The sequence below is a fragment of the uncultured Helicobacter sp. genome, assembly GCF_947367035.1.
Lineage (GTDB): Bacteria > Campylobacterota > Campylobacteria > Campylobacterales > Helicobacteraceae > Helicobacter_D.
The window spans coordinates 1-20,406 of sequence record NZ_CANBCA010000020.1 but is presented as its reverse complement, the minus strand read 5'-3'; the positions used below and the strand labels follow the sequence as shown (position 1 = coordinate 20,406).

The window sequence follows — 20,406 nt, the reverse complement described above, 5'->3', positions numbered from 1 at the left end:
ACATTGCTAAACTCCTTGTGTTTGCAACATTTTTAGCACATTCTCTCCATTAACTTTCTTCCTACCAATGATTTGAAAGCCAAATTTTCTATGTAAATTCACGACTTGTTTGTTACTCTCAAACACTTCTAAACTTAACCGCCTAGCCCCTAAAATATCAAAACCAAAAAGCAAACTTACTTGCTCTAATATGCGCCCGATTCCACTAATGCCCAAGCAAGGATTACTAAAGAATCCAAACTCTGCCTCCTCACTATTTTTCTTGCTAAAGTTAATGCTCCCTAATCCAACTCCACAGAATCGCAGAATAAAATATCGTTTCTTAGGATTCTGCTTTAAGGATTCTATAAAAGCAAAATGTTCTGCAAGTGAAATTTTATTTTGATTGTAGAGATTTTTAGCGACATCAGGGTGGTTGCGCCATTGCAAAACTTCTTTCTTCTCCAAATCACCTAAAACAACATAATCCTCTAGCTCCAAGCAAAGAATCTCTAAATTATCCCCCCCCCCCCGCCGCCAAGAATCATAGGCATAGATTTTTAGCACAAATTTCTTGCCATCTTTGATGAAAAACGCTGGGAACTCCTCATTGCTTACAATCCTCAAAAGATTAAATTGCGATTCCAAACTTTTTGTAATATCCATTTGACTATCTTTAGGTGTGCGCTTGGGATAAAAGCTCTCCGCTCCGCTCTGTGCCTTTGGACTTAAAGTAGGGAATTTTTCCAAAAACTCCAAACATAGCTTTTGACACATTTTTGCTTGTTTCTCCCTTAGCTCCTCATAAAGCTCCAATCCGCTTAAATGCAAAGTCTCTTGCAAATAAATTGCACCATTATCCGCCTTTGCATCTGCATTAAAAAGCGTAAAAACAATGGAATCCTTGCCCTCTAGCACCTGCCAAAAAAGGGGCGACCAACCCTTACCCTTAGGCAATGCAGACGCGTGAATAACAAGATTATATTCGTGCAAATCTAAAAATTCTTGCTCAATTAATTGGTGATAAGAGAGGATAAAAACGATTCCATAAGATTCCTTTAAGTCCTTATGGGAGAGATACAGCTTTGCATTAGGAATCTTGCTCTCTAACTCCTTTGCATAAGGGATAAACCATTGGTTTGGTGAAGTGAGAATCGCCACTTTTAGCTTACTTTGCATAAGCCCCTCCTATGCAAAAGAAAACTTGGTGTATTTAAAAATTTGAAAGTAGGATAAAAGTTAGCATCGTGGATTCCACAACTTTTGAGATTCCAAAAATATGCAACTAAGTGATTATCCCCCCCCCCCCGCACGTAAGAGTGTAAAGTAACTCATCATTTCGTCCTTTTTACTTAGATGAAAGCCAAACTTTTCATAAAGCGCAATAGCTTTTACATTAGAATTAAAAGCACAAGCATAAAGCGTTGCGACTTTTAAAACATCAAAAGCGTATTCTAACATAGCTTTCATCAATGTTGTTCCCTTTCCTTGCAAATCAGGATTCTGATAAATTCCAAACTCACAAGACACACCAAACTTTATATCTATAAAACAAACTACTCCCAAAATCTCCCTATTCTCAAATACCAAAAAATACTGCTTCGTGGAATCATTTTTCAAAGATTCTATAAAATCTAAATGACTTTTTAAAGGAATTGTTTGTGTTTTCATCAAAGGAGCAATTTTCAAATGATTGCGCCAACCAAATACCAAAACTTTTTCTATCTCGTTTAAATCAACAAAATTTTTTAATTGTATCATAGAATTCTAACCCAAAATTCCCACAAAATAAGCGGACAATACACTCATTCCTCCACTTGCAACAAGGATTCCAATCCCTATCAATAATATACCAGCACACCGCTCAATCCATAAGAAATAAGCTTTAATCCACGCTAAAAAATTAAAAGCATAGCCGATTAGGATTGCGCAAAACAAGAAAGGAAGCGAAAGCCCAAGAGTATAAATTACAAGTAATGCGATTCCACTTTGCCTTTCCAAACTTGCAAGGGCAATAATGCTTGCCAAAATTGGACCAACACAAGGTGTCCAACCCAATGCAAAGCTGACACCAAGCAAAAACGGAGTGAAAAAATCTTTTAAAAAAGAAAAAGTATATTCTGTGTAGAAGCTTTTTGTGTAATTTAAAAATGGAATCCGAAAAATCCCTAAAGTATGTAAGCCAAAAAGAATCAAAATACCACCAGCAAAATAGCGCAAAATCGGGCTTAAAAGAATCCCTCCTTGTAAGATTCTAGCAGCCACTGCTCCAACCAATACAAAGACAATGCCTAATCCCAAAACAAAAAATATCGCACTTCTTAAGATTCTAAATCGCTTCTTTAAATCCAAACTTTTAGAATCTTTCATCTCTTGTAGTGAAATTTCAGAAATATACGAGAAATAAGCAGGAATCAGAGGCAAAATGCAAGGACTAATGAAAGTCAAAATACCAGCTACGAGACTAATTAAATGTGGGGCTTTTTCAAACAACGCTAGTAGTGCTTCTTCCACTCTCAAGCCCTGCTAAAAGCCAATTTTAGTTCAGTAAATTTGGCAGCCAAAGCGAAATGGCTGGAACATAAGTAACAAGCCCAAGCCCCAAGAGTAAAACGCAAAGCCAAGGAATCACAGAAAGTGTAACATCTTTTAGGCTTAAACCTGTAAGGGAACTTGCCACAAAAAGATTCAAGCCTACTGGCGGTGTGAGCATACCTAATTCCATATTAACAATCATCGCAATTCCAAAGTGAATTGGGTCAATGCCTAATTGCAAAGCAATCGGTAATAACAAAGGCGTCATAATCATTACAACTGAACTAGGTTCCATAAATTGCCCCATCACAAAAAGTGCAATATTGACCAAAATCAAAAAGAGCCACCAACTCATATTCATATTCACGAGATATTCAGCAATTAAATGTGGTATGCGCTCACTGGTCAAAAAATGGGCAAATACAACAGCAAAACCAATGATAAAAAAAATCATTGCAGTGGTAATTGCCGCATCTAAAAGCACTCTATAAAGGTCTTTAATTCTAATGTCTCTATATACAAAAATGGATACAATAAACGCATACACTGCGCTAATACCTGCTGCCTCTGTGGCTGTAAATAATCCTGCGTAGATTCCACCAATCACTACAAAGACAATCAACAATGCCCAAAATGCTTCTTTAAACTTAGCCCAACGTTCTGCAAAGTTCGCAGGCTCTGTGGCACTAAACCCTAATCTTTTCGCACCAAAATACGCATAGACCATCATCATAGCGCCAATCATCACACCTGGGACAACCCCTGCCATAAAGAGTTTTTCAATAGAAACCTCTGCGGTAACCCCATAGACAATCATCACCACAGAAGGTGGAATCAGAATCCCTAAACTCCCTGCAGAAGTAATGGCTCCCACAGAATAACTCTTAGGATAACCTGCCTGATTTAAGGCAACGAACATTACAGAGCCAATTGCAACAACCGTAGCAGGAGAACTTCCACTCACTGCAGCAAAGATAATACAAGCCAAAATTGCACTCATTGGAAGACCGCCAGGCAAATGTCCAACAATACTTCGCGCAAAATCTACGATTCTTTGCGCAGAGCTACCTTTGCTCATTAGAGAACCCGCCAAAATAAACATTGGAATTGCCATTAGTGCAGGTTTTAAGCCGTTAAGCATAATTTCAGGCACACCCATAATATCATAAGAGCTAAAGAGTAGCATAGTCAAAACCGCGCTTACCCCTAAAGACACAGCGACAGGAACACCCACCAATAATAAACCAAACAATACAATTAGTAAAAAGGCAACGCTCATTAATTCTCCAAACTTTACTAATCTTTAATCACGGAATCGTGAATCATCTCTTCCTCTGCATTTTTAACGACTTTATCCGCGTCCGTCCAAGAGACTTCATAGATTTTTTCAATAGAACGATAAGTTGCTCCCAAAAATGCGAGAGGCAGACAGAGTAAAAACACCCACAAAGGCACTTCGTGCAATGCCTCACTCATATAACCAATTTCATAATTTAAATAGCAAACCATTAAACTTGCATAAAACATAAAGCCTAGAAACACGGAATTTAAAATATGAGTTGCAAGCACACAGGCTTTTGCAAGGGCAGGTGAAAATTTCTCAACTAACATAGTTACTGCAATATGCACCCCTTTTCTAAAGCCATACGCTGCACCAAAAAATGCTGACCACAAAAAGCAATAACGCGCCACTTCTTCTGCCCAAGTCAAAGAGCCAATCTCGGGATAGAATCCCGCAATATAGCGCACGCTCACATTCATCGCAGTAATGATGATTCCAAGTGCCATTCCAATAACCGCAACATTTTTATTGATTCCTGCAATGATTTTATCTAAGATTGCAAATAGTTTATTAACATTAGGATCTTTATGAGCCCATAAAAAAGGTTTTTGAATCATCAATAATAAATTACGCACAATAACACCCTTTTAAAATAATAATTTCTTATTTTGTGTTAAGTGTTTTCTCAATCAAATCCTTACCCACTAGATTATAAAACTTAGGATAAATGGCTATCATCACATCTTGCCATTGCTTCTTTTGATTATCATCTAGCTCATAAATAGTTGTGTTTGTTTTATCATCAGCTTTTAATTTATTAAGGAGCATTTGCTCTTCCTTCGCACTTTCCTCTCTTTCAAAAATAGTTGCTTCACGCATTGCAGTCATAAATTTATCTTGCAAGTCTTTGGGCAATTCATTCCAAAACTTCTCACTTGCAACGACTAAATATCCTAAATACCCGTGATTAGAAATCGTAATAGAGTTTTGAACTTCATAGAATTTAGAATTATAGAGATTAGAGAGTGGATTTTCTGCCGCATCTACTACACCAGTTTGCAAAGCAGAATACACTTCACCAAAGGGTAAAACTTGAGGAATCGCCTTGATGGCTTTTGTCTGTTCTTCTAACACTTTAGAACTCATAATTCTCATTTTTTGTCCTTCTGCATCACTTGGCTGTATGATTGGCTTTTTATTGGTGCTAAACTGCTTAAATCCCGCGTCCCAATAATCTAATGCAATATAACCTTTACTTGAAATTACATCTTTTAAGATTTTTCCTACTTCTCCGTCCATTACCTTATGCAAATGGTCGGTATCACGAAATATAAAAGGGACGTCCCAAAGGTTAAACTCTTTTGCAAAAGGGGTAAATTTTGAAAAACTAGGTGCTGCAAGCTGCACATTATTACGTTTTAACTCTTGGAATACTTTATCATCATCTACTAACTGCGCCGAAGGAAACACATGCACTTTAATTTTTCCTTCTGTTAGCTCCTCTACTCTTTTAGCAAAAAAATCTGCTGCTTTGCCTTTGGGGGTATTTGCACTCACAACGTGTGCGAATTTCACTTCATATACTTTATTGGAATCCTCTTTAGCCGTAGCATTGGCATTTTTATCCTCTCCTCCACAACCCATCAGCCCAAACACAGCTAAAACTGAAGCTAAAAGAATCTTTTTCATTTATTCTCTCCTATTTACAGATATATACGCAATTAATTTGCGAAATTTATTTTACAAAAGTTTTTTAAAAGAAATTATAAATCAAAAAGCTTTGGCATCTTCAAAGTAGAATCGCGCAAGATTCTAAGCCAAAGATTACTTTTTGAAACAACTAAAAACTTATTTATAATTCTTAATTGCTTTGTCTAAAATTTCTTTGGCTGTATTTAAATCCTTGTATTCTTTGACTTTTACCCATTTGTTTGGCTCTAAAGTTTTGTAGGTTTCAAAGAAATTTTTAATGCGGTCTAATGTAATTTGTGGCAAATCGTCTAAACTTTGGATTCTGTCATAACGTGGGTCTATCTTACTGATTGGCACTGCAATGAGCTTCTCGTCCATTCCACTTTCATCTTCCATAATTAGCACACCAATCAAACGTGCCTTAATCACACTACCTGCTTGCAATGGATACTCATTTATCACCAATACATCTGCTGGGTCTCCATCATCACTTAAAGTGTTTGGCACAAAACCATAATTTGCAGGGTAAAACATTGCACTATACATCACTCTATCTACGACAACCGCGCCGGATTCCTTATCAATTTCATATTTAATATTAGACCCATAAGGAATCTCAATCACAACATTTAGTTTATTAGGATTCTCTCCTACATTAATCTTTGATACATTCATTTTATCCCTTTATAGAATAGAATCTTTCATCAGATACGCTAAACATAAACTTACCCTTGTTAGATTCTTGTATTATTTGTTTTAGGCTTGAGACTTAATAAAGATTTCCATTTCCGCAACAATTTCCTCAATCGTGCGCTCACCATTGATTTTTCTCAACACACCTTTTTTACTATAAAAATCTTGAATCTCTTTTAAAGGTGCTTGATATACTTTCATACGATTGTTAAACACCTCTACATTATCGTCCGCTCCTCTTGCGCGTCCAAGCACTCTATCGCAAGCAGTTTTTTCGCTCACTTCTACTTCAATGACACTTTTCAATTCAATTTCTTTTGTGTTACTTAAAATTTTATCCAACTCTACCATTTGTTCTACACTACGTGGATAACCATCAATTAATACAATATCCTTTATTGCATTTGAAATTGCATCTACAATAGTTTTAACAACAATTTCAAGCGGCACAAGATTTCCCTTGCTTGTATAACTATCAATCAACTTCCCAAGCTCACTTCCACTTGCTACTTCAGCACGCAACAATTCTCCTGTGGAATAATGCACAATCCTTTCACTATTATTTTTGCTAATTACCTCTGCATCAGTTGTTTTACCGCTTCCAGGTGCTCCAATCACTAAAAATAACTTTTTCATTTCTCTCCTTATCGTTTAGTTTCTCTTACTCTAATATGCAATTCTCTTAATTGCTCTTCATTTGCTACACTTGGTGCATCTGTGAGTGGGCAAGTTGCCTTTTGTGTTTTAGGGAATGCAATCACATCACGAATAGAATTTGCCTTACATAATAACATAATTATGCGGTCTAAACCTAATGCAATTCCGCCGTGAGGTGGCGCACCAAATTGTAAAGCATCTAGCAAGAAACTAAATTTGTTTTTTGCTTCTTCTTCGCTGATGCCAAGCAAACTAAATACGCGACTTTGAATTTCCTTTTTATGAATCCTAATGCTTCCGCCACCAATTTCAAAACCATTTAGCACAACATCATAAGCAACAGAGTTAATCTCCTCAATGTCTTCTATCTCTAAATTCTTTGGCATTGTAAAGGGGTGATGCAAGGCGGAAATACCACCCTCTTCATTGCGCTCAAACATCGGAAAATCCACAACCCACAAAAATTTATAAATCTTTTCATCAATGAGTCCCATCTCTTGTGCAATTTTTTGACGCAAACGCCCCATATAATCCCATACGATTTTTTTTGCCCCTGCTCCAAAAAACACAATATCCCCCACTTTTGCTCCCACGCGTTGAATTAGAGTTTTTAAATTTGCTTCACTTAAAAATTTCACAAGAGGTCCTTTAGCCCCTTCCTCTTTTATTTGAAGATATGCTAAACCTTTTGCCCCAAATTTTCGGACAAATTCTTCTGATTCCCCCAAAGTTTTACGAGTGAAAAAAGTATCGCCTTTTGAGATACAAAGTGCCTTAATACGATTGTTTTTAGAATCTTTAGCAATCTTTGCAAAGATTTCATTATTAGATTCTTCAAACAAATCCGCTACTTCTATTAATGGTAACCCAAAGCGCAAGTCTGGTTTATCACTCCCATAAGTCTCCATTACTTCTTGATAAGTGTAATGCTTAAAGGGTGTCTCAATAGCAATTCCACAAGCTCCAAAAATTGCTTTAAGCGTTGCTTCTGCAACTGCCATGACTTCTTCTTGTGTGCAAAAACTCATCTCCACATCAATTTGTGTAAATTCTGGCTGCCTATCAAGTCTCAAATCTTCATCTCTAAAGCATTTTGCAATTTGAAAATACCTATCAAACCCACTAACCATCAATAACTGCTTGAATAATTGAGGGCTTTGAGGCAAAGCATAAAACTCTCCGTGATGCACACGGCTTGGCACAAGATAATCTCGCGCACCCTCTGGAGTTGCTTTAGTCAAAATTGGCGTTTCAACTTCTAAGAATCCTAAATTACAAAGTGCATTACGCGTAGCTTGTGTCACTTTACTTCGTGTGATAAAAATTTCTTGCAAACGTGGATTGCGCAAATCTAAATAACGATATTTTAAGCGCACATCTTCTCCTACGTTTTCATCGCCCACAGCAATAGGTGGTGTTAAGCTTTTGTTTTCAATCTTTAAAGATTCTACCAATACCTCAATTTTACCTGTTTTTAGCTTGGGATTCTCTAATCCTTTACCTCGTGAGCGCACTTTTCCTTTTGCAATCAAAACATACTCATCACGCACTTCGCTTGCGATTTTATGCGCTTCACCACTATCTTTTGGGTCAAATACAAGTTGCACAAGCCCACTTCTATCACGCAAATCAATAAAAACGATTCCACCATGGTCGCGATAAGTATTGCACCAACCACACAAACTCACCACTTCCCCAATATTTTGCTCACTCAAATCTGCACAATAATGGCTTCTCACGTTTATCACTCCTAAAAATCTACAAAATAATCTTTGATTGTAGCAAAAAATAATAAAAGGCAAAATTAATTTGCCATCAAAATATAACTTATCACTTCAATTCTTTTATATATTGATAATAAAAATAATTTTTAGTAAAATGCTTGATTTCAAAAACGATAATTTTAGCCGTAGAATATTAGGAAATTTAAAATGTTTGAAAAAATGTTGAAAGATAATCATTTAAAAATCACTCCCCAACGTCTAGCAATTTTAAAAGAAATTCAAAAATTTGGACATATTAGCATTGAAGAAATTTATGAAAATATAAAAGAAAGTAATCCTTCTATGTCTCTTGCAACTATCTATAAGAATCTTGCTTCTATGCAAGAAGCTAGAATCGTTGATGAAGTCAAATTCCCCAATCAAAAACAGCGTTATGAACTAACAAAAAATCCACATATTCATCTTGTTTGCGAAAAATGCGGAAGTATTACAGATATGGAGCTCGAGACTCCTATACAAGCACTTAAAGATGCTTGCGCTAATACTTCGTCCTATAAAATTAAAGAAGCCTCCATTGTGTTAATTGGAATTTGCGAACAATGCCAATAAAGTAGAGGTTCATTTTCTAAAACACCAAGCATTTAAAAATTTAATTTTACAAATTGCTTGGGGATTTTTACCACAACTTTTTGCACTAGTGTAGATTCCACATTTACAGAAATTCCACCTGCATGGACATCTATATCCTCAAAAACTGCGAGATTCCCTACAAAGAGCTGAATGCTTGAAAGAAAGGTGCTAGGATAATATTCTATCAAATCTTTTGTAGAATCTAAAGGGTTTTTAACTTCACATAGGCTTTTTGGAGCAACAAAAAAAATCTCCTTGCCACAAACAACCATTTGAAAATCTACCATTTCACTATGACTTTCGTAAAAGGCTTCCTTAGGAGTTTTTGTCCAATAGGCTTGTTCAATTGCTCTTGCGCCACCTTCAAAATGCACAATGAACTCTTCTTGAGCCTTTAAAGAAATAATACGCTTATGCACTTCACTCTCTTCATCTAATGCGTCAAAAAGATAACCAAAAACTTTTCCTAATACCTCATTTTTTTTAAATTTACTTGCAATATCTGGCAAATAACCCAAAAACATCAGAAATCCCCTTAGAAATTACGCAAACCTACAAGCAACCAATCCTCTTCCTCGCTTTCTCTCTCTAGCTCCACCACACAACCTTTGCCCACGTGTAAATTTAAAGTTCCCTTTGCACAAATAAATCGCACAAACTCACTAATGCTCGGCTCGTGCCCAACAACGACAAGTGTTTGCCAATCCTCTTCAATTTCATCTTTATGTCCCAAAAATCCCTCTAATCCTTCGTCTGGGTTAATGCTTGGATTCAAAAAAAATGTGCTATGGGACTGCTTTTTGGCAATATATTTAGCCGTATCACACGCCCTCAAAGCAAGTGATGAAATAATTGCATCTACATCAGGATATTTTTTTCCAATGTATTTTGCAATCTTTTTTGCTTGTTTAACTCCTTTTTTAGTCAAAGGTCGTTTCAAATCGTCTTCGCTAATCCACTTTTCTCTATCCTCTGCTTTTGCGTGTCGCACTAAAATTAATCTCATCTTAAACCTCCTCTTTTAGATTTTTTCTATCATCTTGATGATAAACGCAACATTTCTCTTGCCACTTTCTTCTTCATTATATTCCTCTAAATCCTCGTCATTGACACTATCTGATATAGTTCTAATCACACAAAAAGGCACATTTAGATTCTCACACACCACAGCCACGCTAGCCCCTTCCATTTCCACTGCATCTGCTTTAAAGGTTTCTCTTATCCATTGCTTCTTATCCTTTTGATTAATAAACTGGTCTCCAGAAGCAATAATCCCCTCGTAAATATGGAATCCAAGCTCGCTTGCAACCTGTTTTGCAATCTCATTAAGTGCAGAATCACTCTTAGCAAATATCTCACTCTCTGGAATGAATCCATAAGAATAACCAAAAATCGTTAAATTGACATCGTGCTGACATAGCTCTTTGGCAAAAAGTAAATCCCCAACCTTATAGGCAGGATTAATTGCACCTGCGATTCCATTAAAAATTATTTTTTCACAACCAAAATGCAAAATCATACTACTAGCGGTCAAAGCAGAATGCACCTTACCAATACGACTTTTAGCAATCATTACAATTTTATTTGCCAACTTCACTTTATAAAAAGTATTTCCTCCAAACTCAACAATCTCATAATCTTTATAATGCGCTAAAAGAGGTGCAATCTCCTCTCCTAGCGCACCCATAACACCCACTATCATTACTAATCCTTTTGTAAAAAATCTTGAATCTCTGCATAATTTTGCAAAGAAAGAGTTTCTTTTTGACTTAATCTCTTATTTAAACCTTTCAAGACATTACCGCCACACTCTACAAAACTTTCAATTTTTGCGTCATTTTCTTTAATGGATTGCTTATAAAGCACAGGTGAAACTAATTGCGCAGAAAGGAGATTCAATGCCTCTAGTTTATTCTTATAAGGCTTTGCATTCACATTTGAAATAATTGGAAACTCAAAAGAATCTCTAAGCGATTCTTCTAACAAAACCTTAAAATCCGCACACATTCCCTCTAAAATTGGGCAATGGCTTGCCACAGACATTGGAAGCATTAAAGCCCGTTTTGCCCCAAGCCCTTTAATTTCTACTTCTAATGTAGATAAATCCTCTCTACTACCTGCAAGCACCATTTGCCCATCACCATTATAATTCGCACACCAAACCTTAAGTCCTCTATTGCGTTTTTTAGCACAAAATTCCTCTAAGATTTCATCTTCTAACCCAAGCACAACCATCATTCCTGCGGCTTTAGACTTGCAAGATTCCTCCATCAAATATCCGCGTTTGCTAACCAACGAAATAGCTTGCTCAAAACTTAAAGCCCCACTTGCACAAAGTGCGCTAAATTCTCCTAAAGAATGTCCCAAACCAAAGGAAATTTTATTTTTTATTTTTAATGAAATAAGTGAAAAAACGCTATAACTTACCAACAAAATTGCAGGTTGAGTATATTGTGTCAAATTTAACTTTTTGTTCTCTTCAAAGCATAGTTTTGCCATATCTTCTTTTAAAATATCACTTGCTTGTTCAAAATATGCCCTCACTTCTGCACTATTTTCAAATAAATCTTTACCCATTCCAATACTTTGACTTCCTTGACCTGGAAAAATCACTGCTATACTCAAAATTGCTCCTTTACATACTTTTTTTAGCGGTAATGCCAAGTAATGCAAGCCCTAAATTTAAAGACTTTACAACCACTATCAGCACCTTTAGAATCTGCTCTTCTTTGTCGGTATTTAAAATTTTTGTTTCATTATAAAATCGGTGAAATTCTCCTGCGAGTATCTTTAAAAAATCTACCACCTTATTAGGAGAACGTTGCATAAAGGCATCTACTAAGACTTTATCTAACCCGAGTGATAATACCAATAAATCACGCAAACTTTCTTCCATTTGTTCTAAAGATTCTACATACTGCTCTTGATTCAAATTTTCAAAATCTTTTATACTAAAATTAGATTTTGCAAAAAGAGTATGAATCCTTGCGTGCGCATAATTAATGTAATACACAGGATTACTTGCATCTTGTTTTTTTAATTCTTCTATATCAAATTCTAAATGCGTATCTGCTTTTTTGCTTAAAAAAATCAAACGCAATGCGTCTGCACCTACTTCTTCTATAATGTCTTTCATCAAGATGAAATTACCTGCACGCTTACTCATTTTGTAAGCCTCGCCTCCTTTAAGCAAAGCAACCATTTGAGATAATAGCACTTCAAGCTTACTACTATCATAGCCTAAAAAGGTAATGGCGGCTTTAATCCGCGCAATATAGCCGTGATGGTCTGCACCCCAAATATTAATATACCGCCCAAAAGAACGATTCAATTTATCATTGTGATAGATAATATCCCCAGCAAGATAAGTTGGTTCTCCATTCTCACGCACAATCACGCGGTCTTTCTCATCACCATATTCACTAGACTTTAACCATAGCTTTCCCCCTTGCTCATAAACACCACAATGCGATTTGAGTGATTCTAAGGTGGAATCCCAATGCTTAAAAAGCTCTTTTTCGCTGACATAATTATCAAATACAATGCCAACTTGCGCCAAATTCGCCTTAATCTCCTCTAGCATTTGCTCTTTACCAAAATTACTTAATGTTATGATATTAGATGGATTTTCAAAAATTGCCAACCCCAAGGAATCCTTTGCAGCTTGTGCTAAATCTAACACATATTCACCCTTATAACAATCTTGTGGAAGTTCGTAAGGTGCGTCAAAAAATAAATGTTTTCCAGCATAATAAATGGATTTACCTAAATTTTCTATCTGCACTCCTGCATCATTAATATAATATTCTGTCGTGATACAAAAACCTAAAAACCTACCAATACGCGCCAAACTATCACCAAAGACTGCCCCACGTGCGTGTCCAATGTGCAAAGGACCTGTTGGATTAGCGCTCACATATTCTAGCAAAATATGTTCTTTAGTATTTTGAGAGTTTGCTTGAGATTCAGCATTTGTGGAATCTTGTTGTAAAAATTTCCAAGCACATTCAGATAAAAATTTATCACTCAAACTAAAATTTACATATCCATTCACCACATTTACACTCGCAATTTGTGATAAAGATTCTAACTTTTGTGCAAATTCTTGCGCAATCACTTGTGGATTTTTACGCAAAGTCTTAGCAAAACCAAAGGTTGGCAAAGCAAAATGACCAAATTTCTTATCACGTGGCTTTTCTAAAATAATAGATATACCCAATGTTTTATCTATAATCTGCTTGATGGTTTGAGTCATTTGTTATGCTTTTGTTGTTTCACTCGTAGTCTTTGTAACAGATTCTTTGTTGTCCTGCTCTATTTTGGCATTTTGTATCGCAGTCTCCTCCTCATCTTCTTTAACTGCTTTTTTGAAGTTTTTAATTCCTGAACCTAGCCCTTTAGCCAAATCTGGAATCTTTTTTGCCCCAAATAACACAACAATAATTAATAACACAATCAGTAATTGTTGAACGCTTGGCATCATTATTAAATCCTTTTCATCTATGAAATTTTATAGATTATAACATAATTCCTCTTGCAACTACAAAACTACAAAATTTAACTTTATGATTGCATTTGAAGCAAATTAATGAATCTTTTTAGATTAACAGCAATTTAATATTGTTGTATTATAATTTTTACTTAAAATTTAGAGAAAGAGAGGGTTTTTGGAAAATGAGGCTGACTTTAGGTCTAAAAGTAACTTTAAGTATTACACTGACTGCTGTGATTGGGTTTTTGATTTTTGGGGTCTTACAATATCAAACAACAAAAACCAGCACACTACAAACTGAAGAAAAAAGCTATCAAGGCAAATTAAACTCTATCCAACTTCTACTGGCTTCATATATTACTGAAAAACAAATAGCTATTAACCGGCTTAAAGACGACATTGCAGATAATTTAAACAATGAGCAAGCCATTGCTAAAAGTTTAGAATTAGTTGAAAAAACAGGGGGATTCAATCTCGTATATTTTGGCATAGAAGAAAATGGTAGAATGTTACGAAGCAATGGAAATCACGTGTTTCCAGCAAGTGGTTATGACCCACGCAAACGCAGTTGGTATTACGATACAAAAGCACACAACCAATCTATTATCTTAAATAACGCTTGGTTGCAAGCAAGCAAAAAGCTCCCTGTATTTGGGTTTGGTGTGCCATTGCATCAAGAAGGTTCTTTTTATGGTGTGGTAAGTGGCGATATCGCGTTAAAACCCCTTAATGACTATTTAGAATCCCTACAGAAAGGAGAAAACTTCACAATCTTTGCAACAGACCCAAGCGGGAAAATCATTCTTTCGCAAAACACCAATGAGATTCTCAATCAAAGCGAAACCTCCAAGCTATTAGTAGAAAAATCAAAAAATAATGCAAACAAATTCATTTTCTTTCATCAAGACAATAAACAAAAATTTGGTATTTGCTCTTCTAATACACTAACCGCCTGGAATGTATGCTTAGTAGGAGATGAAAATATCTTGTATCAATCTGTTTATAAAAATGCTACTTTTTTAGCCATTTCTTTAATAGTATTTGCTATTGCATTAATTGTGCTAATTAATCTTTTTACAAGAAAGGTTCTTAAGCCTATTGGAACTTTGCGTAAAGGAATTTTAGATTTTTTTGATTATTTACACCTCAAAACGACTAGTGTCAAATTATTGCAAATTAACACTCACGATGAACTAGGACAAATGGCAAGAACAATTAATGCAAATATTAAAGAAATTCAAACAAGCCTAGAAAAAGAACGTGCCTGTGTCCAAGAAACATTGAAATCACTCGAATATGCTAAAGATGGAAACTTTAGACACTTCATAGAGACTGAATCTAACAATGCACAGCTCAACAACATCAAACTCTACCTCAATCAAACTCTAAAAGACTTAAACCAAAACTTTGAAACCATTCAAAAAACATTGGAATCTTATAAAGATGATGATTTTACCCATATTGCAGAAACTAACGATAGTAAAGGAGCATTGCTTCGTGTTGTAGAAAATATTAATGACTTGGGACGTTATATTGCAAAAATGCTCAAACACTCTAGTGGAATTGCTCAAACTCTTAAAGAACACTCTAGCACCTTACAAGAACGTGTATCGAATTTACAAGCCTCCTCCCACGCTCAAGCACAATCCTTAGAACAAACAAGCGTTGCGGTAACAGAAATTACAGATTCTATGCAAAATGTTTCAAATAAAAGCAGTGAAGTTATTCAACAAAGTGAAGATATTAGAAATGTCGTCAATGTGATTAAAGACATTGCAGACCAAACGAATCTTCTAGCCCTTAATGCTGCCATTGAAGCTGCAAGAGCTGGAGAACACGGAAGAGGCTTTGCAGTTGTAGCAGATGAGGTCCGAAAACTAGCAGAAAGAACAGGGAAATCTTTAAGTGAGATTGAAGCCAATGTGAATGTGCTAGTGCAAGGGATTAATGATATGAGTGAGTTTGTTAAAGAAGAAACACGAAGCGTAGAACAAATCAGTCAAGTAGTGGAAAAATTAGAGCAACTTACACAAGAAAATGAATCTATCGCTAACTCTTGTGCAGAAATTTCTAAAGTCGTAGATAGTTTAGCAACTGAAGTGTTGAATGAAACAAATAATAAGAAATTTTAGATAAATAAGGTGCATAAGTTATTCACTTGCGCCATTCATACCCAATTCTTTAGCTAAAAACTTTCCAGTATGGCTTGCTGTTTTTTTGTAACGTCTTGCAATCCGTTCGGGCGAACCACTATCTACAATATTTCCTCCATTACTCCCACCCTCTGGTCCAATATCAAGGATAAAATCCGCATTTTTAATCATATCCAAGTTATGCTCTATTACTATCACGCTATTCCCTAAATCCGTCAAATGATGTAGCACCCGCACAAGCCTATCCACATCAGCAAAATGTAAGCCTGTGGTTGGCTCATCTAAGATATAAAGTGTCTTTCCAGTATCTTTACGGCTTAGCTCCTTTGCAAGCTTAATTCTTTGTGCTTCGCCCCCACTTAAAGTTACTGCATTTTGCCCTAAGGTAATATAACCCAATCCCACATCTTGCAAAGTCTTTAATTTTTGATAAATGCGTGGAATCTTGGCAAAAAATTCACACGCTTCATCTACACTAAGTGCTAACACTTGCGCTATATTTTTGCCTTTATAACTTACTTCTAGGGTTTGGGCATTATACCTCGTGCCATCACATGCATCGCATTTAACCAAAATATCAGGCAAGAAATGCATTTCTATTTTTATCTCCCCTTCACCCATACATTTTTCACATCTACCCCCTTTGACATTAAAGCTAAAGCGACTTACATTATAATTACGAATCTGCGCTTCTTTACTTTGTGCAAAAAGTTGCCGAATCTCGTCCATTGCTCCCGTATAGGTTGCAGGATTTGAACGTGGAGTGCGCCCAATAGGGCTTTGGTCTAAATAAATAACTTTATCTAATTTTTCTAATCCTATAATCTCTACGCCATCAACTTTTTTTACTTTCTTACGATTATTTAATAGCTCTTGAGCGACAGGCAACAAAGTTTGCAACACAAGAGAACTTTTACCACTCCCACTCACACCGGTTACACATACGAAATTTTTTAACGGAATCTTAACATTCAAATTATGGATATTGTTAATATTAATATTCAAAATTTCAATCCACTCCTCTTGCTTTCTTCGAATAAAATATTCTATCTTTTTTGTTCCACTTAAGTATTGGGCAGTTTGTGTTTTACTCTTTAAGAGTTGTGTTAAATTCCCATTAAATACAACCTCTCCACCATATTTACCTGCACCCGGTCCAATATCTACAATGAAATCTGCGTGTTCAATCGTTTCTTTATCGTGTTCTACGACAATAACAGAATTTCCCTTTTGTTGCAAACTCCGCAAAGTCCTAATAAGCTTTAATGTATCCCTCTCGTGTAGTCCAATGCTTGGCTCATCTAGCACATACATTACACCAGTTAATCCACTGCCAATTTGACTAGCAATTCTAATGCGTTGCGATTCTCCCCCGCTAATGCTACGCGCATCACGTCCTAAGCTCAAATATCCAAGCCCTACATCATATAAGAAATAAAGTCTCTCACAAATCTCTTTTAAAATAGGTGCAGCAATTATTGCACATTGGGAATCCAAATGCGCAAAATTTGCAGGATTTGCAAAGAATCCATAACACTCATCAATAGGCAAATCTAACAGGTCTGCTATGCTCTTATTTGCAACCTTTACAGCTAAAGATTCCGGCAAAAGCCTATGCCCACCACAAGCCTCACAAGTTTTTTCACTCATATAATCACTTAAGTCTTTATTATCCTTAAACATATCATAAGCAATAGAAATTACACCAGCCCAAGGACGTTTTAGTTTAGAGTTTTTCCAACTAAACTCCACTTCCTCACAACTTCCATATAAAATCAACTTTTGTTTATGTTCGTTTAAATCCTCAAATGCAGCTTTTGGATTAATATTATTTGCTAAAGCAAAGGCGCGAAATAGCTCATTATAATAGCTTTTATTAAAGCCATAAATAATCTTAATTCCTCCCTCGCTTAAGGGCAAACTAGTATCTATTACTTTTTTTGTATCAATCGTGTAACATATACCTAACCCATCACATTTAGGACAGGCACCTTTAGGCGAGTTAAAAGAAAAGCTAAGAGGTTCTAGGGGGCTAAAAGATACTTTACAATCAAAACAAGCTAAATGCTCACTATAATGCACTAGAGTTGTTTTACTCTCTTTATCCTCTGATAAAATTTCAATTTCTACCTCACCATAAGATTCTTTTAACGCTTTTTCAATATCTTCTGCGATTCTATCTTTGTTTGCCATACTAACAATTACACGGTCAATCACGACTTTTATCGTATGTTTTTTTGTTTTTGCTAGGCTTATTTCTTCATCTAATCGCACCAACACTCCATTAATCTGTGCTCTGATATATCCCTTTTGTCGCAAGGATTCTAATTTGTCATTAAAGCTTCCCTTCTTCTCTCGGATAATAGGGGCTAGAATTAGAATCTTGGTATTTTCTTGTATTTTTAGCACTTCAGCAATAATATCACTTGCGCTCATTTTAGAAATTGGCTTACCACATAGATGACAATGCTGCACCCCAATACGTGCAAAAAGCAAACGAAAATAATCATAAATTTCTGTAATTGTTCCCACAGTGGAGCGAGGATTCTTGCTAGTCGTTTTTTGGTCTATGGCAATAGCAGGGGTAAGCCCCTCTATCTTATCCACATCTGGCTTACCAATTTTGTCTAAAAACTGCCTTGCATAGCTTGAGAGAGATTCTATATATCTACGTTGCCCCTCTGCATAAAGCGTATCAAAAGCTAAAGTGCTTTTACCACTTCCACTAAGTCCTGTAAGGACAACAAGCTTATTTTTGGGAATACTTAGGTTAATGTTTTTTAAATTATTCTCTTTTGCATTTGTGATAATAATATGGTCCAGCGGTGTTGGCAGTTGTTTAGTTTTTGAACTCACAATAAACCTTTATATTTAAATGAAGTGCTAATTATAACAAAATCCATAAAGATTTAGCGCATAAATAAAATACACAAGAATTTCATCGCAATCTTTAGGGATTGCTTTTAATTTTTAACACAAACTAACCATTCTTTTGACAATTATCTTTATATAAATAATATAATGAAACTTGATAATAATAATATAAAGTTTATTGACATTCTTAAAACTTTTGCTATAATTTTGCCAAAATTTTAAGTTATTAGAAAGGATAAATAATGGCAAAACACACTTTTCAAACTGAAGTCAATCAACTGCTTGACTTAATGATTCATTCTTTATACTCCAATAAAGAAATTTTTTTACGAGAATTAATTAGCAATGCTTCAGACGCATTGGATAAATTACAATATTTAACTCTCACAGAGGAGAATTTAAAATCATTAGATTTTACTCCTAAAATTGACCTTGCCTTTGATAGTGAAAAAAACCTTTTAACCATCAGCGATAATGGAATCGGAATGAATGAACAAGATTTGATTGAAAATCTAGGAACAATCGCCAAAAGTGGCACAAAAAACTTTCTCTCTAAACTAAGTGGAGATAAGAAAAAAGATTCTGCGCTGATTGGACAATTTGGTGTAGGATTCTATTCTGCATTTATGGTAGCAAATAAGATTATTGTAACAACTAAAAAAGCAGGAGAAACACAAGCTTATGCTTGGATAAGTGATGGTAGCGGAGAATTTGAAATTGAAAAATGTGAGAAAGAATCACAAGGAAGTGAGATTAAACTCTATCTTAAAGAAGAAGAAAAAGAATTTACAAGCCGCTGGAGAATTGAAGAAATTATCAAAAAATACTCCGATCATATTCCATTTCCTATTTTCTTAACATTCACAGAGACCAAAACAGAGGGAGAAGGAGAAAACAAAAAAGAAATTATAGAAGAAAAAAATGAGCAAATTAACAAAGCATCAGCACTTTGGAGAATCTCTAAAAAAGATTTGAAAGAAGAAGAATACAAAGAGTTTTACAAAAACCTAAGCTACGATTCTAGCGACCCATTAAGTTGGATTCATACGAAAGTAGAGGGAACATTAGAATACACTACCCTCTTTTATATCCCACAAACTGCGCCTTTTGACCTTTATCGTGTTGATTATAAAAGTGGTGTGAAACTCTATGTCAAACGCGTCTTCATTACAGACGATGATAAAGAACTTTTACCCTCATACTTACGATTTGTGCGTGGAATTATAGATAGTGAAGATTTGCCACTTAATGTAAGTCGTGAGATTTTACAGCAAAACAAAATCCTAGCAACTATCAAATCTGCTTCTACTAAAAAAATTTTAAATGAGATAGAAAACTTACAAAAAGATGAGGAAAAATACCACAAGTTTTATAAAGAATTTGGACGTTGCATTAAAGAGGGAGTTTATAGTGATTTTGAGAATAAAGAAAAATTATTAGAGCTTTTGCGATTCCAAACTACCAAGAGTGAAAGCAAAGAAATAGCATTTAAGACTTATAAAGAGCGAATGCAAGAGGGACAGAAAGCTATTTACTATCTGCAAGGCGAGGATTTGGAACTACTTAAAAATTCGCCACTTTTAGATGCTTTTAATAAAAAAGGGTTTGAAGTCTTATTCTTTGCCGAAGAGATTGATGGAATCGTAATGCCTATGGTTCAAGATTATGACAAAACACCTTTGCGTTCTATCACTT

The 20,406-nt window shown here is 35.5% G+C and carries 19 protein-coding genes; 3 read left to right on the top strand and 16 right to left on the bottom strand.

The genetic code is table 11. From position 1 onward, the window contains the following. Nucleotides 1-6 precede the first annotated feature (6 nt). From pseH (Q0Y61_RS07125) to aspS, 9 genes are all read right to left on the bottom strand, one after another. Nucleotides 7-1,158 (bottom strand): UDP-4-amino-4,6-dideoxy-N-acetyl-beta-L-altrosamine N-acetyltransferase, encoded by a 1,152-nt coding sequence (gene pseH / locus Q0Y61_RS07125; protein ID WP_297813588.1) that lies wholly within the window; start codon nt 1,156-1,158, stop codon nt 7-9. A gap of 114 nt (nt 1,159-1,272) precedes the next feature. Beyond that, a complete protein-coding gene (gene pseH, locus Q0Y61_RS07120; protein ID WP_297813585.1) occupies nt 1,273-1,740 on the bottom strand; it encodes a UDP-4-amino-4,6-dideoxy-N-acetyl-beta-L-altrosamine N-acetyltransferase in 468 nt (155 codons plus the stop codon). Between the two features lie 6 nt (nt 1,741-1,746). Further along, the gene (locus Q0Y61_RS07115; protein ID WP_297813582.1) at nt 1,747-2,493 is read right to left on the bottom strand and encodes a cytochrome c biogenesis protein CcdA; all 747 of its coding nucleotides are present in this window, start codon (nt 2,491-2,493) and stop codon (nt 1,747-1,749) included. Nucleotides 2,494-2,518: 25 nt separating this feature from the next. Continuing rightward, nucleotides 2,519-3,793, bottom strand: coding sequence for a TRAP transporter large permease subunit (locus Q0Y61_RS07110; RefSeq protein ID WP_297813579.1), 1,275 nt, complete (start codon nt 3,791-3,793; stop codon nt 2,519-2,521). Nucleotides 3,794-3,810: 17 nt separating this feature from the next. Further along, nucleotides 3,811-4,413: a TRAP transporter small permease gene (locus Q0Y61_RS07105; protein WP_297813605.1), complete on the bottom strand. Its 603-nt coding sequence runs from the start codon at nt 4,411-4,413 to the stop codon at nt 3,811-3,813. A 46-nt stretch (nt 4,414-4,459) separates the two neighbouring features. Continuing rightward, a complete protein-coding gene (locus tag Q0Y61_RS07100) occupies nt 4,460-5,485 on the bottom strand; it encodes a DctP family TRAP transporter solute-binding subunit (RefSeq protein ID WP_297813576.1) in 1,026 nt (341 codons plus the stop codon). A gap of 159 nt (nt 5,486-5,644) precedes the next feature. Next, entirely contained in the window at nt 5,645-6,163 is a 519-nt protein-coding gene (gene ppa, locus Q0Y61_RS07095; RefSeq protein WP_297813573.1) for an inorganic diphosphatase, read from the bottom strand. A gap of 81 nt (nt 6,164-6,244) precedes the next feature. Next, nucleotides 6,245-6,817 (bottom strand): adenylate kinase, encoded by a 573-nt coding sequence (locus Q0Y61_RS07090; RefSeq protein WP_297813570.1) that lies wholly within the window; start codon nt 6,815-6,817, stop codon nt 6,245-6,247. A gap of 8 nt (nt 6,818-6,825) precedes the next feature. After that, nucleotides 6,826-8,577 carry an aspartate--tRNA ligase gene (gene aspS, locus Q0Y61_RS07085; RefSeq protein WP_297813567.1) on the bottom strand — a complete coding sequence of 584 codons (1,752 nt, stop codon included), beginning with the start codon at nt 8,575-8,577 and terminating at the stop codon, nt 6,826-6,828. Between the two features lie 192 nt (nt 8,578-8,769). Between aspS and Q0Y61_RS07080 the strand changes: the two genes are divergently transcribed. Beyond that, a complete protein-coding gene (locus Q0Y61_RS07080; protein WP_297813564.1) occupies nt 8,770-9,171 on the top strand; it encodes a Fur family transcriptional regulator in 402 nt (133 codons plus the stop codon). Nucleotides 9,172-9,203: 32 nt separating this feature from the next. Here Q0Y61_RS07080 and Q0Y61_RS07075 read toward each other — a convergent pair whose 3' ends face one another. From Q0Y61_RS07075 to Q0Y61_RS07050, 6 genes are read right to left on the bottom strand one after another with little or no spacing between them, the layout of a single operon-like run. After that, the gene (locus Q0Y61_RS07075; protein WP_297813561.1) at nt 9,204-9,716 is read right to left on the bottom strand and encodes a YhcH/YjgK/YiaL family protein; all 513 of its coding nucleotides are present in this window, start codon (nt 9,714-9,716) and stop codon (nt 9,204-9,206) included. Nucleotides 9,717-9,727: 11 nt separating this feature from the next. Next, on the bottom strand, nt 9,728-10,198 hold the full coding sequence (locus Q0Y61_RS07070; protein ID WP_297813558.1) for a histidine phosphatase family protein: 471 nt from the start codon (nt 10,196-10,198) through the stop codon (nt 9,728-9,730). 15 nt (nt 10,199-10,213) lie between these two features. Further along, nucleotides 10,214-10,894 (bottom strand): 5'-methylthioadenosine/adenosylhomocysteine nucleosidase, encoded by a 681-nt coding sequence (locus Q0Y61_RS07065; protein WP_297813555.1) that lies wholly within the window; start codon nt 10,892-10,894, stop codon nt 10,214-10,216. Nucleotides 10,895-10,896: 2 nt separating this feature from the next. Further along, nucleotides 10,897-11,817: an ACP S-malonyltransferase gene (gene fabD / locus Q0Y61_RS07060; protein ID WP_297813551.1), complete on the bottom strand. Its 921-nt coding sequence runs from the start codon at nt 11,815-11,817 to the stop codon at nt 10,897-10,899. 10 nt (nt 11,818-11,827) lie between these two features. Next, entirely contained in the window at nt 11,828-13,447 is a 1,620-nt protein-coding gene (gene argS, locus Q0Y61_RS07055) for an arginine--tRNA ligase (RefSeq protein WP_297813548.1), read from the bottom strand. Nucleotides 13,448-13,450: 3 nt separating this feature from the next. After that, on the bottom strand, nt 13,451-13,678 hold the full coding sequence (locus Q0Y61_RS07050) for a twin-arginine translocase TatA/TatE family subunit (protein ID WP_297813602.1): 228 nt from the start codon (nt 13,676-13,678) through the stop codon (nt 13,451-13,453). A gap of 188 nt (nt 13,679-13,866) precedes the next feature. Between Q0Y61_RS07050 and Q0Y61_RS07045 the strand changes: the two genes are divergently transcribed. Continuing rightward, the gene (locus tag Q0Y61_RS07045) at nt 13,867-15,816 is read left to right on the top strand and encodes a methyl-accepting chemotaxis protein (protein ID WP_297813545.1); all 1,950 of its coding nucleotides are present in this window, start codon (nt 13,867-13,869) and stop codon (nt 15,814-15,816) included. An 18-nt stretch (nt 15,817-15,834) separates the two neighbouring features. On the opposite strand, the gene uvrA is transcribed toward Q0Y61_RS07045, so the two are convergent. After that, nucleotides 15,835-18,693, bottom strand: a complete 2,859-nt coding sequence (gene uvrA / locus Q0Y61_RS07040; RefSeq protein ID WP_297813542.1) for an excinuclease ABC subunit UvrA — start codon at nt 18,691-18,693, stop codon at nt 15,835-15,837. Between the two features lie 260 nt (nt 18,694-18,953). On the opposite strand from uvrA, the gene htpG reads away from it, so the two are divergent. Next, the coding region (gene htpG, locus Q0Y61_RS07035; protein ID WP_297813539.1) for a molecular chaperone HtpG at nt 18,954-20,406 on the top strand (1,453 nt) is incomplete at its 3' end.

Bases quoted from the DNA above. Each gene is read 5' to 3' on its own strand.
- argS (WP_297813548.1), bottom strand. From the start codon at position 13,447: ATGACTCAAACCATCAAGCAGATTATAGATAAAACATTGGGTATATCT.
- Q0Y61_RS07105 (WP_297813605.1), bottom strand. From the start codon at position 4,413: ATGATTCAAAAACCTTTTTTATGGGCTCATAAAGATCCTAATGTTAAT.
- ppa (WP_297813573.1), bottom strand. From the start codon at position 6,163: ATGAATGTATCAAAGATTAATGTAGGAGAGAATCCTAATAAACTAAAT.
- Q0Y61_RS07045 (WP_297813545.1), top strand. From the start codon at position 13,867: ATGAGGCTGACTTTAGGTCTAAAAGTAACTTTAAGTATTACACTGACT.
- Q0Y61_RS07075 (WP_297813561.1), bottom strand. From the start codon at position 9,716: ATGTTTTTGGGTTATTTGCCAGATATTGCAAGTAAATTTAAAAAAAAT.
- Q0Y61_RS07070 (WP_297813558.1), bottom strand. From the start codon at position 10,198: ATGAGATTAATTTTAGTGCGACACGCAAAAGCAGAGGATAGAGAAAAG.
- pseH (WP_297813588.1), bottom strand. From the start codon at position 1,158: ATGCAAAGTAAGCTAAAAGTGGCGATTCTCACTTCACCAAACCAATGG.
- Q0Y61_RS07110 (WP_297813579.1), bottom strand. From the start codon at position 3,793: ATGAGCGTTGCCTTTTTACTAATTGTATTGTTTGGTTTATTATTGGTG.
- Q0Y61_RS07080 (WP_297813564.1), top strand. From the start codon at position 8,770: ATGTTTGAAAAAATGTTGAAAGATAATCATTTAAAAATCACTCCCCAA.
- Q0Y61_RS07090 (WP_297813570.1), bottom strand. From the start codon at position 6,817: ATGAAAAAGTTATTTTTAGTGATTGGAGCACCTGGAAGCGGTAAAACA.
- pseH (WP_297813585.1), bottom strand. From the start codon at position 1,740: ATGATACAATTAAAAAATTTTGTTGATTTAAACGAGATAGAAAAAGTT.
- Q0Y61_RS07065 (WP_297813555.1), bottom strand. From the start codon at position 10,894: ATGATAGTGGGTGTTATGGGTGCGCTAGGAGAGGAGATTGCACCTCTT.
- Q0Y61_RS07100 (WP_297813576.1), bottom strand. From the start codon at position 5,485: ATGAAAAAGATTCTTTTAGCTTCAGTTTTAGCTGTGTTTGGGCTGATG.